General features: G+C 44.6%; 16 protein-coding genes and 1 pseudogene. 5 read left to right on the top strand and 12 right to left on the bottom strand.

The genetic code is table 11. The features are described 5' to 3' along the window. Together L3V23_RS16775 and tal are read right to left on the bottom strand one after the other, a co-directional pair. The coding region (locus tag L3V23_RS16775; protein WP_237292590.1) for a 1-deoxy-D-xylulose-5-phosphate synthase N-terminal domain-containing protein at window positions 1-889 on the bottom strand (889 nt) is incomplete at its 3' end. Window positions 890-1,001: 112 nt separating this feature from the next. Further along, entirely contained in the window at window positions 1,002-1,952 is a 951-nt protein-coding gene (gene tal, locus L3V23_RS16770; protein ID WP_102955441.1) for a transaldolase, read from the bottom strand. A gap of 554 nt (window positions 1,953-2,506) precedes the next feature. On the opposite strand from tal, the gene L3V23_RS16765 reads away from it, so the two are divergent. The 3 genes from L3V23_RS16765 to L3V23_RS16755 all read left to right on the top strand — a co-directional run bounded on the left by L3V23_RS16765 (window position 2,507) and on the right by L3V23_RS16755 (window position 6,686). Further along, on the top strand, window positions 2,507-3,502 hold the full coding sequence (locus L3V23_RS16765) for a sugar-binding transcriptional regulator (RefSeq protein WP_237292588.1): 996 nt from the start codon (window positions 2,507-2,509) through the stop codon (window positions 3,500-3,502). 269 nt (window positions 3,503-3,771) lie between these two features. After that, window positions 3,772-4,701, top strand: a complete 930-nt coding sequence (locus L3V23_RS16760; protein WP_102955443.1) for a TAXI family TRAP transporter solute-binding subunit — start codon at window positions 3,772-3,774, stop codon at window positions 4,699-4,701. 92 nt (window positions 4,702-4,793) lie between these two features. Beyond that, window positions 4,794-6,686 carry a TRAP transporter fused permease subunit gene (locus L3V23_RS16755; RefSeq protein WP_042483140.1) on the top strand — a complete coding sequence of 631 codons (1,893 nt, stop codon included), beginning with the start codon at window positions 4,794-4,796 and terminating at the stop codon, window positions 6,684-6,686. Between the two features lie 92 nt (window positions 6,687-6,778). On the opposite strand, the gene L3V23_RS16750 is transcribed toward L3V23_RS16755, so the two are convergent. From L3V23_RS16750 to moeA, 5 genes are all read right to left on the bottom strand, one after another. Then, the gene (locus tag L3V23_RS16750) at window positions 6,779-7,030 is read right to left on the bottom strand and encodes a DUF2999 family protein (RefSeq protein WP_042483144.1); all 252 of its coding nucleotides are present in this window, start codon (window positions 7,028-7,030) and stop codon (window positions 6,779-6,781) included. Window positions 7,031-7,121: 91 nt separating this feature from the next. After that, window positions 7,122-7,973 (bottom strand): sulfurtransferase, encoded by an 852-nt coding sequence (locus tag L3V23_RS16745; protein ID WP_237292586.1) that lies wholly within the window; start codon window positions 7,971-7,973, stop codon window positions 7,122-7,124. Between the two features lie 53 nt (window positions 7,974-8,026). Next, window positions 8,027-8,326, bottom strand: a complete 300-nt coding sequence (locus tag L3V23_RS16740; RefSeq protein ID WP_102969477.1) for a hypothetical protein — start codon at window positions 8,324-8,326, stop codon at window positions 8,027-8,029. Between the two features lie 12 nt (window positions 8,327-8,338). Continuing rightward, window positions 8,339-9,091 (bottom strand): molybdopterin-synthase adenylyltransferase MoeB, encoded by a 753-nt coding sequence (gene moeB / locus L3V23_RS16735; protein WP_237292584.1) that lies wholly within the window; start codon window positions 9,089-9,091, stop codon window positions 8,339-8,341. An 8-nt stretch (window positions 9,092-9,099) separates the two neighbouring features. Beyond that, on the bottom strand, window positions 9,100-10,335 hold the full coding sequence (moeA, locus tag L3V23_RS16730) for a molybdopterin molybdotransferase MoeA (protein ID WP_237292582.1): 1,236 nt from the start codon (window positions 10,333-10,335) through the stop codon (window positions 9,100-9,102). A gap of 200 nt (window positions 10,336-10,535) precedes the next feature. Between moeA and folE the strand changes: the two genes are divergently transcribed. Beyond that, entirely contained in the window at window positions 10,536-11,192 is a 657-nt protein-coding gene (folE, locus tag L3V23_RS16725) for a GTP cyclohydrolase I FolE (RefSeq protein ID WP_102955449.1), read from the top strand. 73 nt (window positions 11,193-11,265) lie between these two features. Here folE and msrB read toward each other — a convergent pair whose 3' ends face one another. The 5 genes and pseudogenes from msrB to L3V23_RS16700 form a co-directional block, all read right to left on the bottom strand. Then, on the bottom strand, window positions 11,266-12,411 hold the full coding sequence (gene msrB / locus L3V23_RS16720; protein ID WP_102967244.1) for a peptide-methionine (R)-S-oxide reductase MsrB: 1,146 nt from the start codon (window positions 12,409-12,411) through the stop codon (window positions 11,266-11,268). A 150-nt stretch (window positions 12,412-12,561) separates the two neighbouring features. After that, a complete protein-coding gene (locus tag L3V23_RS16715) occupies window positions 12,562-14,310 on the bottom strand; it encodes a formate--tetrahydrofolate ligase (protein WP_102967245.1) in 1,749 nt (582 codons plus the stop codon). 263 nt (window positions 14,311-14,573) lie between these two features. Next, window positions 14,574-15,224: an isoprenoid biosynthesis glyoxalase ElbB gene (gene elbB, locus L3V23_RS16710; protein WP_042483166.1), complete on the bottom strand. Its 651-nt coding sequence runs from the start codon at window positions 15,222-15,224 to the stop codon at window positions 14,574-14,576. A gap of 28 nt (window positions 15,225-15,252) precedes the next feature. Beyond that, entirely contained in the window at window positions 15,253-15,450 is a 198-nt protein-coding gene (locus L3V23_RS16705; protein WP_102955455.1) for a hypothetical protein, read from the bottom strand. 121 nt (window positions 15,451-15,571) lie between these two features. Continuing rightward, window positions 15,572-16,482, bottom strand: a pseudogene (locus L3V23_RS16700) (LysR family transcriptional regulator). A 102-nt stretch (window positions 16,483-16,584) separates the two neighbouring features. Here L3V23_RS16700 and yjjG point away from each other — a divergent pair. Then, window positions 16,585-17,259 carry a pyrimidine 5'-nucleotidase gene (yjjG, locus tag L3V23_RS16695; protein WP_237292580.1) on the top strand — a complete coding sequence of 225 codons (675 nt, stop codon included), beginning with the start codon at window positions 16,585-16,587 and terminating at the stop codon, window positions 17,257-17,259. Window positions 17,260-17,279 lie beyond the last annotated feature (20 nt).

Here is a 17,279-nt window from a genome sequence, read left to right as displayed (position 1 = left end):
CTTTGGCATCCCAGTTCGCGTAGATATCTGCTGGGATTTCAAATGGTGCGTATTCCCAACCTAGGAATTCACGTGCTGCTTGGATTTCGTCTGCGCCTAGTGGAGCACCGTGACAGTCGTGAGAGCCTGCTTTGTTTGGCGAACCGAAACCGATGATGGTTTTGGTACAGATTAGAGTAGGACGACCTGTTTCTGATTTCGCCGCTTCAATCGCTGCGTTGATTGCGTCAGCATCGTGACCATCAACTGCAGGGATAACGTGCCAGCCGTACGCCTCAAAACGTTTTGGTGTATCGTCAGCGAACCAACCTTCTACATGACCATCGATAGAGATACCGTTGTCATCCCAGAATGCAATCAGTTTGCCCAGACCTAGAGTACCTGCAAGAGAACATGCCTCGTGTGAGATACCTTCCATCATACAACCGTCGCCCATGAACGCGTACGTGTAGTGGTCAACAATCTCATGGCCTTCTTTGTTGAACTGAGCAGCAAGCGCTTTCTCAGCCAGCGCCATACCCACAGCGTTAGTGATACCTTGACCTAGAGGGCCAGTAGTCGTTTCAATACCCGGTGCGTAACCGTACTCAGGGTGACCCGGAGTTTTCGAGTGAAGCTGACGGAAGTTTTTAAGGTCGTCGATTGAAAGCTCGTAACCAGTCAGGTGAAGCAGTGAGTAAATCAGCATCGAGCCATGACCGTTAGAAAGGATGAAACGGTCGCGGTCAGCCCAGTTAGGGTTTTGTGGGTTGTGGTTTAGGTGCGAACGCCAAAGTACTTCAGCGATATCCGCCATACCCATTGGGGCACCTGGGTGGCCAGAGTTAGCTTTTTGAACACCGTCCATGCTCAGAGCACGGATTGCGTTAGCCAATTGTTTACGATTCATAGTCGTCACTCAGTTAAGTTTGAATAATATTGAGAGCAGAATTTTAAACTCTGCTCAATTTGAAACAAGTATAAAAAGCGAAGCGAGTTTTCACTCGCTTCTTAAATTTGAATTAAAGCTTAGCTTCAATCATCGCTTCAAGTTTGCCTTGGTCGATAGCGAAGTTGCGGATACCTTCTGCAAGTTTCTCTACTGCCATTGGATCTTGGTTGTGGTCCCATAGGAATTCAGCGTGAGTCATCGCTGCTGGACGCTCTTTACTGCCTTTAGAGTCAACAAGTTTCGCTACAACTTCACCTTCTGCGGCTTCTAGTTCAGCAAGAAGTGAAGGAGCAATTGTTAGACGGTCACAGCCAGCTAGTTCTAGGATCTCACCGATGTTACGGAAGCTTGCGCCCATAACGACAGTTTTGTAGCCGTGCTCTTTGTAGTAGTTGTAAATGGTAGAAACAGAAAGAACACCTGGATCTTCTTGAGCAGCGAAATCACGACCTTCTTTTGCTTTGTACCAGTCCATGATACGGCCAACGAATGGAGAAATTAAGTAAACGCCAGCTTCCGCACACGCACGAGCTTGAGCAAATGAGAATAGAAGAGTCAGGTTACAGTTGATGCCTTCTTTTTCTAGAACTTCAGCAGCACGGATACCTTCCCAAGTAGAAGCCAGTTTAATCAGGATACGATCGTTAGAGATGCCAGCATCGTTGTACATTTTGATAAGTTGACGAGCTTTAGCAATGCTGCCTTCAGTGTCGTAAGAAAGACGAGCATCTACTTCTGTAGAGATACGACCTGGGATCGTTTTAAGGATTTCTTTACCGATGTTAACCGCAAGCATGTCACAAGTATCTTGAACTTGTTGAGCCTTGTCATTGCTTTGAGTTTTCGCGTATTCGATAGCTTGATCGATAAGTGGCGCGTACTCGGCAATTTGAGCAGCTTTAAGAATTAGAGAAGGGTTAGTTGTTGCGTCTTCTGGTTGGTATTTTTTGATTGCTTCAATTTCACCGGTGTCTGCTACAACGGTAGTCAGTTTACGAAGTTGCTCTAATTTATTGCTCATTTCGATCGTCCTATTTCTCGTTTCTCGTTGGGCTTTGCCTGCCGTTTAATATGCCAGTCACAGAGCAAGACAATGTCATTTAACAAGACAAAAGTGTCACTTAGTACGACAAAAATAGTGGCTTGGCATTGCAAACAGGTTAGAAAACATTGTAGCTACTTTAACGCTACATATAAGTTCAACAACACTGTTCAATTCACATAAACATAATGTTTTTCACAGCTCGAACATTTGCAATGAACATATGTTCAATCTATGAGTAAATGATGTGTCCATATTTATCTGATCTGCGGTGAATGTCAATTGTGATTTCTCATTTCTAGTGACCTAAATCAACATTAATTTACTTGTGTTCAAAGGGTGAATAAGACGAAACGATTGCTTAGGCCTTGTTATACGTTCTTAGTATGCTCAATCTCTCAAAAAATGAGTGAGAATATGTAATCTTTCTGAGCAAATGTTGCGTGCTTGCATAGGTGTAACATATGCTAGGTCAATGAGCGGATGCTCAGTTTTAAATACAATGAGCACAATTTCACAGATAAGAGTCGATGATGAACAATCCAATCCCAGAAATTTCTCTAGAAAATACAGACTTATTGACTGAAGTTTCAGTTGCTTACTACCAAGATGGAGCGACTCAGGAAGAGATTTCTAAGAAGTTTGCACTCTCTCGCGCCAAAGTTGGCCGTTTGCTCAAACAAGCACGAGATGAAGGTATTGTTGAAATCACGGTGAAATACCATCCGGTATTCAGTGCCAAGATAGAGCAACGTTTAATTGAACGCTTTGGTGTTAAGCGTGCGCTGATCGCGTTGGACCAACCTAACGAAGAACAGCAGCGTCAGCAGGTAGCTGGATTAGTCTCTCACTATCTAACTAATACGCTAAAAAACGGCATGGTAGTCAGTGTCGGACAAGGTCGAAATGTTTCCTCTGTCGCTCATCATGTTGGTGTGATTACCCCTCGTGATTGTAAGTTTGTCTGTGGTATTGGCGGTATTCACCCTCGCGGCGGCATGTTTAATGCCGACCATATCTGTCGTCAGCTAGCAAAAAAATACGGTGGTTCTTCTGAAACCTTATATGCACCAGCTTATGCAGAGAACCGAGATCAAAAATTAGCGTTTATGCAGAACGCAACGGTTAAACAAACACTCGATTTGGCAAGAAAAGCCGACATGGCTCTGATTGGTATCGGTGATATGAGTGAAAACAGTTATATGGTCGATCTTGGCTGGTTCACGGCAGAAGAAGTCGTTCAATCACGCCTTCAGCAAGGCGTGGTAGGGGATTTTGCTGGTCACGACTTTTTCAATGTTCAGGGCGAAATTGCCAATACGGTAATGAATGACCGAGTGATTGGTTTGAGTATCGATGAATTCCGTTTGGTTTCAGAAGTCGTGGCCATTGCAGCGGAAAACAGTAAGCCACTTGCACTATTAGGGGCTTTGCGTACTGGCGCGATTGATGTAATAGCGACCAGTGTCAGTAATGCTCTGACCGTTTTGAACTTGGACGAGCAGATGAGCAGTATCTCTCGTTCGTAGAGATAAAATGAGTTTTAGATCAGTTCGCAAGGAGGCCATGGCCTCCTTTTTTCATATCAGAACAAATCTTGTTGATTGTAATATAACCCTTCATCATTGCTTTTTGAGAGTGAGGTCAATATCACGACTGTTTTTTAAACAAGAGCATATTTGCATATCAAACTCTCATTTCGCCGTAAGCCGTATTGCTATTTCTCATTATCCATTTCATAACAATATGGAAACATTAAACATATACAACCCTAGAATCACATTTTGAAGGAGCACTTATGTATCAAAAACTAAGGACTGGTTTATTAGCTGTAGCAATGGCATTTTCTCTGCCTGCAATGGCAGAAAACTACACTATTGGTACGGGTAGTCAAAGTGGTACTTATTATCCATTGGGCGGTATGCTGGCTAAGATTTGGAGCGAAAACTTATCAGACTTTAATATGCGCGCAGAAGTAACCGCGGCATCGGTTGAAAACACCATTAAGGTATCGACAGACAAACAGTTAGTGGGTATTGCACAAGGCAATGTTGTACTTCAAGCAGCGAGCGGTGTTAAACCTTTCCCTAAAAAACTGGATGTATCTGTTCTCTTTGCTCTATATCCAAACGTGGTGCAGTTCATCGTTCCGGCTAAATCTGATATCAACTCGATTGCGGACTTAAAAGGCAAACGTATTTCACTGGGTGCGCCGGGTTCAGGTACTCGCGTTAGTGCGGTAAACATCCTTAATACTTTGGGTATCACTGAAGATGACATCAAAGCTCAATCACTGAACTACACAGCGACAACCAGTGCGCTGGCGAATAATCAAATTGATGCGGGTGTGGTTGTAGGCAGTGTGGGTGTAGGGGCAATTACCGAACTCGCTTTGACTCGCGATATTCGCATCTTAAGTTTTAGCGAAGAGGAACTGGCGAAAATCACTCAAGATTATCCTTCATACATTCAAATTGATGTTCCTGCGGATTCTTACAACAAAGTGCCAGCCTTTAAAGCGCCAGCGGTATGGAACGTATTGGTTGTTAACAACAATATGAGTGAAGACATGGCGTACAACATGACAAAAGTGGCGTTTGAAAATATCGACAAAATTCGCCAAGTGATTGATGTAACTAAATTCACCACGATTGAGAATATGACTAAGCTGCAAGGTATCGCTCTTCACCCAGGTGCAGAGAAATATCGCAAAGAACAAATGAAGTAAGCGTTGTAATGTTTGGTGGGAAGTCTTGACTGTGAACAGTTGGACTTCCTTCAAACCAAATGGACGATAAGTAATGTTACATGGAGTAAGTGATGAGTGAATTTCATCCTCGTAACCAAAAAATTACCAATGTCATTGTTACGATAGCCGCGATTGCGGCTATCGCTCTTTCTGTTTTTCAGATTTGGCAGGGCATTCTGGCCAATCTGTCAGCCCCTGTTTTTCGGCCGATACACGTCAGTTGGGTATTGGCACTTGTGTTCTTGGTTTACCCTCTGTTTAGTGACCGAAAGCCGTTTGCTATTTACTTGTTGGGACGAATTTTAGATTTATTGTGTGTGGCGCTCACGTGCTGGGCATCAACTCAGATTGCATTATTTGATTATGACGACATCAGCTTTTTGCTGGACGGTTTGCAGTCGCTTGATCAGGCTGCAGGAATTGTTCTCATTCTGCTGTTACTTGAAGCAACACGTAGAACAGTCGGTTTGGTGATGGTGTTCATCGCGGTGCTGTTTCTGGTGTATGCCATATTTGGTGATGTGCTTCCAGACAATATTGCGAGCAAAGGTTTTAGTGTTGAAGAGATCATCCGTTTCCACATTTATTCCACAAATGGTGTCTACGGTGCGCCGTTAGCGATTGCCGCTGGTGTGGTATTTATGTTTGTTCTGTTTGGGGCTTTTTTACAAGTAACGGGTGCGGGTCAGTTCTTTATCGATATGGCGTTTTCTGTTGCAGGTAAATATCGTGGTGGCCCGGCGAAGGCAAGTGTTATCGCATCAGCTGCCCTTGGCTCAATATCTGGGTCAGCGATTGCCAACACAGTAACAACGGGCGCTTTGACTATCCCTATGATGAAAAAACTGGGTTATAAGTCTGAACAAGCAGCGGGGATTGAAGCCGCCGCATCAACGGGCGGGCAGATTATGCCTCCAGTGATGGGGGCTGGCGCGTTCGTTATGGCTCAGTTTACTGGTATTCCTTATAGTGAGATCCTAATTGTTTCTATTGCCCCAGCCATTTTGTATTTTGCGTGTACGTTACTTTATGTGCATCTGATGGCGTGTAAGTTAGATCTTCAGGGGATGACTCAAACCGAAAAAATCGCCACAGTGTTGCGTAGTGGTTGGCATTATCTGGTACCACTTATTCTTATCACCGTACTATTGATGATGAGCTATTCGCCAGTATTGGTGGGTGTGATTGGTTGTGCCTCAATTCTTTTAGCTGCGATGACGCGCAAACACAGCCGCATTACTGTGAAGCTTTTCTTGGAAGGATTAAAAGAAGGTGCGCTTCTGGCTCTACCTATTTCGGTTGCTTGTGCTACGGCTGGTATCGTAGTCGGTGTGGTTGGTCAAACCGGCATTGGTTTGCAATTTACCCAATTTCTGATCGCAATGTCTGGCGGTTATTTATGGTCCGCGTTAGCTCTTATCGCGCTTGCTGCAGTTATTTTGGGTATGGGGCTTCCAGTTACCGCCGCTTATATCGTGTTGTCGATCATGGCAGTTCCGGCATTAATGGACTTCGGTGTGACCCTTCTGGCTGCGCACATGATAGTGTTCTGGTTATCACAAACCTCTAACGTAACACCACCAATTGCACTTGCAGCATTTGCAGGCGCAGGGATAGCCAATGCGTCACCAATGCGCTCAGCCGTTCAGGCTTTTAAACTGGCGCAGGGATTTTTCTTAATTCCAGCCATGATGGCATTTTCAGGATTGATTTGGGTGGAAGGAGAGCATCTGCACTTCGCGATAGCTATCATCGCTACCATCAGTTTGTTTATCGCCTTCGCTGGCGGTATAGAAGGGCGTTTGTTTGTTCCTTTACTGATGTGGCAACGTGCAGTCTTACTATGTATGGCGCTCGGGGTGTTGTTCTTATCTGATCTCAATCGTTTGATAGCACTTGCCGTTATTGTCGTGATTTGTCTGATGAACTATCGACAACAGAGCAGAGCGCTTTCGCAAGCTTAGAGCACTTCTTTGTCAAGTAATAAGGCCGTCATATTGACGGCCTTATATTCAGTTAATCGTGCTTTTTGTTTCTGGCACTTTTCAAACCAAGCTTATTGTTGCAGCTTCGCTTTTGCTTCTTCTACTTTAGAAAAATCCAAACCTAGTTCTTCAACGGCTTCTTTGATGAGAGCTGGATTTTGCATTACCTGACCCATCAGCAGTTGTAATTGCTCCTGAGGTAAACCGAGTTGGCCGACAATCGCCATTGCAGCAAGAGGATTCTGCGTTAACGCTTGGAATAGCTCTTGGATTTTGTCGTTGCTTACATTGTTCTCTTTCAACAGTGCAATAATTGGGTTCATTTTTTTACCTTTTAAAACTAACCTGAACAGGTTTCTAAAATTAAAATCGGGCGCAGTCTATAACAATTTCTGCGAATGTTTAATCTTTGCTTTAAACGTTATCAGTGTCGTTTGCTGTTTCTATTGGCAGGTCCGTAGAGGCTCCCCATTCGGTCCACGAGCCATCATAAACAGAAAGGTTTTCGTAACCACACACCAGCGCGGCTAACAGAACGATACAAGCTGTAACGCCTGAACCACAACTGAACACGTATTCATCAGCGTCTTTGGTGAGCGTTGATTTCAAAATCGCAGACAAATCGTTGGCTGTCTTGAGTTTATGCCCATCCATTAGTTCAGCAAAAGGTAGATTGCAGGAGTTGGGAATATGTCCACTGCGTAGTCCAGTTCTTGGTTCGGCTACTTGGGAAAGAAAGCGAGCACGAGAGCGAGCATCGACAGTTAAGCTTGCTTCGTCGTCAATTTTTGCTTTTACGTATTCAGCATCAACGAAATAATTTGATTGCAAAGTGCCGTTAAAGTCGCCTTTCGGAGCGTCCGAGAGATACTCCTGAGTGACATTGTAACCTTGTGCTTTCCATTCGGTTAAGCCGCCATTAAGGATGTAAACCTGCGAATGACCGAAGGCTTTGAACATCCACCACGCTCTAGGGGATGCGAAAGTGCCGCTGTTGTCGTAAATAACGATGATGGAATCATTATTGATTCCTAGCTCTTGAGCAAGATGGTTGAAACGTTCTTCACTTGGCATCATATGCGGAAGTGATGATTCAATGTCGCAAAACTCTTTGTCGTAATCGAATCGACGTGCATTAGGGATTTTATTTACCCAGTCTTTCTCTGATTCAGAGGGGATCTGAAACTCTAGGCTACTGTCTAGGATAACTAGGCGAGGATTTTCCAAACGCTCGACAAGCCATTCGGGTGAAACAAGTGGTGACATTCAACAAATCCTTAGTTGGGTTCACGTAAAACTTAGTCCATTAAGGTACTCAATCAAGGGCAAGAAATAAAACGGTAATAGACATCTTGCTGTTCGGTTAGTACTTTCTCTACAGTGATCACATCACCAACTTGGCAATCCGTGGTTGGCGGAACGTTGATGAGCTGCTTTCCAGTTTCCTTTGATTCAACGAGGAAATAACGCCTCTGACCGTCCAGTGACTGTGTAAGTGTATTATCGATAAGATGAACTTGGAGTTCGATTTGAGTACGCTCTGGCCGCAATGCAAGCATGGCGACCAGTAATAAGGTGAGCAGCAACAGCAGCATGGTCAGTTTTTTAGCTGAAGACATACACAGTCACTTTTAACTGCCACAAGTAGGGCAGTGAGGTTGCTTCATCAGTTTCATTTCGCGCCAAGACATGGTCATAGCATCGAGCATCAGAATTTTGCCTTGGATTGGCTTACCCAAACCTGCAATGACCTTAATCGCTTCCATTGCCTGAACCGCGCCGATAATGCCAACCACAGGCGCCATGACACCCGCTTCAACACAAGAAAGCGCATTACTTCCAAACAGAGCACTTAAGCATTGATAGCAAGGCTCTTGCTGAACTTGATAAGTAAACACGCTCACTTGGCCTTCCATGCGAATGGCAGCGCCGGAAACTAACGGTGTTTTGGTCTGGTAACAAAGGCGATTAAGCTGGTTACGCGTATCTACGTTGTCGCTGGCATCCAACACCAAATCATGGTCCTGAACTAGACTTAACAGGGCTTCATCAGTAAGTCTTTTCGCTACGGTAACAATTTCAAGCTCTGGGTTAAGTTCTTTTAACGCTTGCGCTGCGGATTCCACTTTGAGCTTTCCGATATCCGCATCATGGTGAAGAACCTGACGCTGCAAGTTCGACAACTCCACTTTATCGTCATCAATCAGCGTCAGTTTGCCTATACCAGCAGTTGCAAGATATTGGCTAGAGGCACATCCCAAGCCACCAGCACCGAGGATCAGAATCGAAGACTGCTTCAGCGCTTCCTGTCCTTCAAAATCAAATGCTTTAAGGATGATCTGGCGGTTGTAACGCAGCATTTCTGCGTCGCTTAGGATTTCCATACTCGAGCCTAATATAACGTTGAGTTAAACAGTTGAATGTTGACGGTTTCACCCACTTCAACGCTGCCACGTTCACGCTCAAGTACCACAAAACAGTTGGCTAAGCTCATAGAGCGGAAGGCACCTGAACTCTGATTCCCCGTCGTTTCTACAACAAACTGACCATTTTCGATGGTGTAAATGCCGCGTTGGAAATCCGTTCTGCCCGGTCCTTTTTTGAATGCAGTACGAGTAATCGCCGGAATCGATTCGGGTGCTTTCCATTGCGAATGACCACCTAGCTTAGCCAGCATAGGTTGAACTAGCACATACATCGTTAATACTGCAGAAACAGGGTTGCCTGGCAGACCACAAAACCAAGTATCACCTAGAGCGCCAAAAGCAAAGGGTTTACCCGGTTTGATCGCCAGTTTCCAAAAACCGATTTGCCCCACTTCATCAAGAATGTCTTTAGTGAAATCTGCTTCACCAACGCTGACGCCACCTGAAGTTACCACCACATCGGCAAGGCTTTGTGCTTTTTCAAATGTCTCTTTAAGCGTTTTAGGGCAGTCAGGAATAATGCCTAAATCAATGGCTTCACAACCGAAGTTAATGATCAGCGGTTTGATACCATAACGGTTGCTGTCATAGATTTCGCCAGCTTTAAGCTCAGTGCCTAATGGTTTTAGCTCGTCACCAGTAGAGAAAAAGGCGACTTTTGGTTTTCTGAAGATAGTGACGTGGCTAACACCTAAGGTCGCGATCATCGGAATATCGCGAGCGGTCAGACGAGCACCTTTGTTGAGAACGATGTCGCCTTGGCGAATGTCGTCGCCAACAGGGCGGATATTGTTGTTTGGTTTAACCTGAGTTTGGCAAAAAGTAACACCGTCTTCGGTGACCGTCGCTTGTTCTTGCATGATCACCGCATCACAACCTTGAGGAATTTGCGCGCCAGTCATGATACGTACACAGGTCATTGATGGCCATTCGCCTTCAAAAGGTTGGCCAGCAAATGATTTACCCGCTACAGGCAGAGGTTGGCTTTGCGCTAATTCGCTGATTCTAACCGCGTACCCATCCATCGCAGAGTTATCGAATGGTGGTACGTTGATAGGTGAAAGAATGTCTTCTGCAAGTACATAGCCGATGGCGTCTGCGAGTGGAAGTTGAAGTGTCGATTGAATTGGTTTAATGCCAGCCAGCATTTTTTCTAAAGCTTCTTCAAGAGGCATTAAGCCCGGAGCGTCACAACAGCCCATTCGTTATTCCTGTAGTCTTTTTTGTTGGGAGATACTCTAACATAGTAGAGCTATTTGCATATGCCCTTTTTACTGACAGGGACATACCTTGCTTTCGCAGATAGGAGCAGTATTTCCACCTATAAAATAGGGGTGTAATTATGTAAGAATCCGAGTATCCTTGTCAGCCATCCGAAAGGGGTAAAGTAAGAGGAATGTGAATGTCATCAGGTCTTAGCGAATCAGCAAAGTTAGTAAAAGATGCGCTAGAGCGCCGTGGTTTGGAAACGCCAATGCAGCCAAATACGGTGAGTCGTGAAGAGAAGAAAGAAAAGATTGAGAGTCACATGCGTGAAATCCTCAATTTACTTGGTCTTGATCTGACCGATGATAGCCTAGAAGAAACGCCGCATCGTATTGCAAAAATGTATGTGGATGAGATTTTTTCAGGGCTGGACTATAGCAACTTCCCTAAAATCACTGTGATTGAAAACAAAATGAATGTGAGTGAAATGGTGAAGGTGAAAGACATCACAGTAACCAGCACTTGTGAACATCACTTAGTAACGATTGATGGTAAAGCGGCTGTCGCTTATATTCCTCGTGGCAAAATTATTGGTCTGTCTAAGATCAACCGCATTGTCCGCTTTTTTGCTCAGCGTCCTCAGGTTCAAGAGCGTATGACACAGCAAATTCTGGTTGCTCTGCAAGCTCTACTAGAGTCAGACGATGTGGCAGTTACTATCGATGCTACGCATTACTGCGTGAAATCTCGTGGTGTGATGGACGCAACCAGCGTAACCACAACCACAGCGCTCGGTGGTATTTTCAAATCCAACCCTGCAACTCGCGCTGAATTTCTTCACGGTTTACGTTAACGCGAACAATAAAAAGCCCAGTCAGAGCTAGACTGGGCAAATTATATAGCCGGATGCTATCTAGTCAGTCGAACTATTTCTTAAAAAGAGAAAGCCATTCCCCATAACCTTCTTGCTCCATCTTATCGACTGGTACAAAACGCATCGCGGCTGAGTTCATACAGTATCTTAAACCCGTCGGCGCTGGGCCATCATCAAACACATGGCCTAGGTGAGAGTCTGCAAAGCGGCTGCGAACTTCGGTTCTGGTGTAAAACAGCTTGTTGTCATCGTGAGTCACAATGTATGCCGAACTGATTGGCTTGGTGAAACTTGGCCAGCCTGTCCCTGATTTGTATTTATCGGTGGAAGAAAACAGAGGCTCTCCAGAAACGATATCCACATAGATACCTGCTTGCTTGTTATCCCAGTATTCATTTTGGAAAGCACGTTCGGTGCCTTCCTCTTGAGTAACGTAATACTGTAGATCGGTCAGTTTTGATTTGATCTCTTCATTAGACGGGCGAGTGTATGCTTTGACACTGTTGAGAGCTTTTGTTTTGTCGATAATTTCTCGTAACGTTACCGGCTTTTCTACTCTGTCCTTACCGAAAATCTCGTCTAGGTACTGGTCACGTCCCGAAGCGTAACGATAGTACTTATAACGTAGCGAGTTATTTTTGTAATAGTCTTGATGGTATTCTTCCGCACGCCAAAACTTGGTGTATTTAATCAGCTCAGTTTTTAATGGTTTTTTGAAAATGCCTGTTTGTTCGATTTCTTTCATGAAATTCGCAGCAATCTGCTTTTGCTCATCATTGTGATAGAAAATCGCAGGGCGGTATTGGTTCCCTCGGTCGACAAAAGAGCCTTGGTCATCGGTTGGGTCGATATGTCGGAAGAATTGGTCCAGTACCTGTTCGTAAGTGACTTTTTTAGGATCGTACGTCACCTGAACCACTTCAATGTGTCCCGTTTTACCTGACGAGACTTGTTTGTAATTTGGGTTATCAACATTTCCGCCCGCGTAACCAGAGACTACGTCAACGACACCCGGAAGTTTTTCCAAATCTGATTCTGTACACCAGAAACAGCCGCCCGCCAAGGTAGCAACTTCCGTTTGACCAGATTTCATTTGATCAGAGTGAGTCGTCGTCATTTCGCTGGTGGCATGACTGAACGAAAAAATTGATAAAGGTATTGCTGCGAAGAGTAGTAATAGTGCTGTTGAGCGTTTCATGACTTTTCTTACCCATTTTTATTATCGATATAAGAAAAGAACGGCACACGAAGTGAAAAATTTCAAACTGTTTACGAAAGAAATAAATCTATCGATAAAGAAAAGGCAGCTTGGGTTGCAACGCTGCCTTGTCGAATTTGATTGGGTGGGTTAACTCAAACCAATAATATGCCCGTGTTCGTCGATGTCTAATGACATAAAGGCGGGCTTGTCTGGTAGGCCGGGCATGGTCATGACGTTGTCGCACAGCGCATACACAAAGCCAGCGCCAGCGCAGAGTTTGAGCTCGCGAATCATCACTTCAAATCCACTTGGTGCACCTTTAATTGATGAATTTGTGGTAATAGAGAGCGGCGTCTTCGCGAAACAGACTGACAGGTTTTCGAAGCCTTGTTCGTTCAACTGCTTTAATTGCATTTGAGCTTTGTAACTCAGCATAAATGAACCTGCACCATAGCCTTTGGTGACAACACTGGTGATCTTGGTCATCAGCGCATCTTGAGCTTGGTATAAAGGCTCAAACAAAGATGTTTTCTCGCACTGCTTAATGACTTTTTCTGCAAGTTCCTTAGCGCCTTCGCCGCCTCTAACAAAACCCTCAGAAATTGATACTTCAACATCGTTTGGCAAAGCCTCGATAAGTTCAATAAGCTGCTGTAGTTCTTCGTTAGTATCTTGGGGGAAGCGGTTAATCGCGACAACAGCAGGAATGCCGTATTTATTAACGTTGTTGATGTGCCACTTTAAGTTCTCAAAGCCTGCGACTAAAGCATCTCGATCTGGTGCGAACAATGAGTCGGGGATAGCTTGACCCGGACGTAAATCGAATTGACCTGAGTTTGCTTTCAGACCGCGCAAGGTTGCCACAATAACAGCACAATCGGGTGTTTTACCCGATGCTTTTGCTTTGATGTTACAGGCTTTTTCAAAACCCATGTCAGAACCGAATCCGCCTTCTGTGACTGTGTATTCGGCTAAACGTGTCGCGATGTCATCGGCAATGATCGATGAATTGCCGTGTGCAATATTGGCGAAAGGTCCTGCATGGATAAGGGTAGGCACGCCTTCTAAAGTCTGCATTAACGTTGGTTTGATCGCTTCTTTCATACTGACCGTCATCGCGCCAGCGACTTGCAAATCCTCTGTGGTCACTGGGTTACCATCAAAACTGTAGCCAATCACAATTTTGCCGATACGTTGACGCAGGTCTTTAAGGTCAGAAGCCAAGGCAAGAATTGCCATAAGTTCAGATGCTGCGGAAATATCGAAACCATCAGTACGTTCATAACCATTGATGGTTTTACCCATTTCGTTTTGACCGACCGTTACCATGCGCAGCGCGCGATCGTTATGGTCAACAACACGTTTCCACACCACTTGGTGTGGATCGATTCGCAGCGCTTTAAGCTGTGTTCGGCGTTCGAAATCTTCATAGCCGTTACGTTGCTCATGGTAGATACGAGCGTCGATAGCGGCAGAGGCTAGGTTATGGGCGGCGGTCACCGCATGAATATCACCAGTTAAGTGCAGGTTTAATTCTTCCATTGGAGCAACCTGCGAATAACCACCACCTGCAGCACCACCTTTAACGCCAAAGATAGGCCCCATAGAAGGTTGGCGTATACAAGCAAAAACCGACTGATTCAATTTTGCTAATCCTTGCGCTAAACCTATGGTTGTAACAGTTTTACCTTCACCGAGCGGTGTCGGTGTGATGGCTGTTACCAATACAAACTTGCCTACGGGTTTTTCATGCAATCGTTCTAAACATTTTAATGAGACTTTTGCTTTGTAATGGCCGTGACTTTCGTACTCTTCAGCACGTAATCCTGCCTTTTCAGCAACGGCATCAATGTGGCTCAATGGGGTGGAACGGCAAATGTCGATGTCTGATAGCATAAAATCCTCAGAATGTGTTTATGTTTAGTTGAGCAAACGTTTGCGTTGGCATGTTATCTAGAAATAAATCGATGTAAAGTGTTTTTGCGAGAGGATTGTTCGATTGCGGTGATTTTCAAAATTATGCTGATTTGTGTCAAGTCTCGGATAATATTTACTCACTGGAAATGATTAACAACCTTTATAAAGCAGCAAGGTGACCGAGATGATCACCTTGCTGTTGTCATTCTATAACGTCGAGCCATTTATGCCAGCGGTATTGACTATGCCAGCTCTATTAGCTTCTCAACCAGACGTTCGATACCTGATGCGGCTTCTGAAATACTGCCTGCCAACATATAAGCTGGCGTAGAAAGAACGTTGTGTTCATGGTCATAGACGAAGTCATCTACTGGGCAGTTGATGTGATCCCCCCCCATGTGATTGAAAGCGATGGCGGTATCTTTGTCATTCCCAATTGTGCCTTGCACGCCGTGCTCATAAATCATTGGAATAATGGTGGGGGCGATACACAGATACGCGGCTGGTTTACCAGATTGAGCGAATGCTCGACAAGCAGACGCAACATGAGCATTAATGGTGCACTCTGTGCCTTTAACTGCAAAATCAGTTAAGTTTTTTGCCGCGCCAAATCCACCGGGAAGGAGTAACGCATCGTAGTCGTCGGCTTTGAGTTTTTCTACATCGTCTATCTTGCCTCGAACAAGCCGAGCGGCCTCTACCAGAACATTGCGCTTTTCTGTCATCACTTCACCAGTCAGGTGATTGATAACATGCAGTTGTTCGATATTAGGCGCAAAGCAGTGCCAGCTTGCCCCTTGCTTCTCAATGGCATGGAGCGCTAAGACAGCTTCATGAATTTCTGAGCCATCGAAGACACCACAGCCACTTAAAATCACGGCTACTTTTTTCATCGACTTATTCCTTTTGTTAAGCAGGACTTTATTTAAGCTTACGACCTTTTTTCGCTTTGACTTGGTTTTCGGTAGATAATTTTAGCTGAGGATTGGTTGTTGGATCGTCGCACAGATCACAGCTCGAATTTTGCTCACTTTCACTTTGGGATTCTGTGTCACTATCTGGGTAATGTTTTACAACAAACGGAACAAGCATTACAGATGAAGGCAGGAAGTGTTTCATTGCTAATCCAATTGATCTCTAAACAGTGGTTAACAGGTTTTATATGTCGTTAATCGCTGACGTTTATTGTGCTAAATCAGTGAACAGGCCTTTTCCCGCTCTCGCCTTTTATTGTTGTGACTCAGAATATACCTTCATCCCAAATAGGTTTGTCTCTGCCCAATTTATCTGCAACAAACTCCATAAATGCCCTTACTTTGTGAGGAAGATGCTTACGTTCAGGAAACACGGCATAAATGGCGTGTTCGGGCAAAGAGTAGGGCCTCATTATGGGCAGCAATTTTCCAGACAAGATGTCTTTGCTCACCAGAAACGTAGGCAACTGACCCACACCTAAACCTTCGATGAGCGCGCGGCGGATCGCTTCACTGTTATTCACAATAAAATTCCCTTTGGGAATCACTTTAAACTCGTTGTGTTGTTGTTCGAATGTCCATTCACTGCCACCTCGGAAATAGGAGTAAACAAGACAGTTATGACCAATTAGATCAGAGGGCTTTTGCGGTGAGCCATTGCGCTTTATGTATTCAGGTGATGCGCACAAAACGCTTTTGCAATTAACCAGCCGCTTTGCCACCAGATTTGAGATAGGTAGGTTGCCAATACGAATGGCGAGGTCGAACTCGCCTTCGATTAAGTCGACCATTTGATCTTCTAGTTGTAGGTCGATAGTGACTTTTGGAAACTGCTCAAGAAATTCGGCAATGATAGGGGCGATGTAAAGCACGCCAAAAGACATTGGGGCGGTTATCTTAAGTTTACCTTTAGGCTCACCTTGTAGCTCAGTGACGGCATCCATCCCTTGTTGTGCCAATGCTAGGGCTTGAGAAACATGGTCATAGTAGCGTTTGCCTGCTTCAGTCAGACTCAGTTTTCGTGTGGTTCGATTGAGCAGACGTATGCCGAGCTCATCTTCCAACTGGGTAACCCGTTTACTGATTTCGTTACTCCCAGTTTTTCGGCTGCTAGCGAAAAGCTTCCGCATTCAACGACCGCAACGAAAATAGGGATGGTAGAGAAAGTATTGTCCATGATTATTGTTGCCTCTAAATTAACAACAAGTTTCCGTTGCTAGAGATTATCATTTTATGGAAAACAATCTACACTAGGCACACCGTTTTTGAGGAGACAGATATGAAGTACGACTGGATATTATTTGATGCTGACGAAACCTTGTTCCATTTCGATGCTTTAAAAGGCATGCAGTTAATGTTTGAACGCAAAGGCGTGAATTTTACAGAACAAGATTTTCATCATTATCAGCAGGTTAATAAGCCACTTTGGGTCGATTATCAAAACGGAACCATCACTGCCGAAGAACTTAAGCATATCCGCTTTAAAGCTTGGGCCGAGAAACTTGAGACCACCACTGCCGAATTGAACAGCGCATTCTTGGAAGCGATGGCCGATATCTGCACTTTACTACCGGGTGCAAAAGATCTGATGGATGCACTAAATGGCAAAGCGAAGCTTGGCATTATTACTAACGGTTTTACTGAACTTCAGGCTATTCGTTTGGAAAGAACCGGCATGACTCAATACTTTGATCATGTTGTGATATCAGAAGAAGTGGGCGTCGCTAAGCCTGATGCAGGTATTTTCCAGCATGCAATGGAGAAAATGGGTAACCCGAGCAAAGAGCGAGTACTGATGGTGGGGGATAATCCTCACTCAGATATCCTTGGTGGCTTAAACTTTGGTATCGAAACCTGTTGGTTGAACGTGCATCAACATGAAAGACCTGAAGGGATTAATGCGCATTATGAAGTGCAATCCTTGCATGAGTTGCGTAGTATTCTCTTAGCGTAATTCTCATCCACCAAAATGGG

The sequence above is a fragment of the Vibrio sp. A1-b2 genome (genome assembly GCF_021726015.1).
GTDB classification, from domain to species: Bacteria; Pseudomonadota; Gammaproteobacteria; order Enterobacterales; family Vibrionaceae; genus Vibrio; species Vibrio diazotrophicus.
Note: the sequence above shows the minus strand (reverse complement) of the source record. Positions and strands in the feature narration are given on the sequence as shown.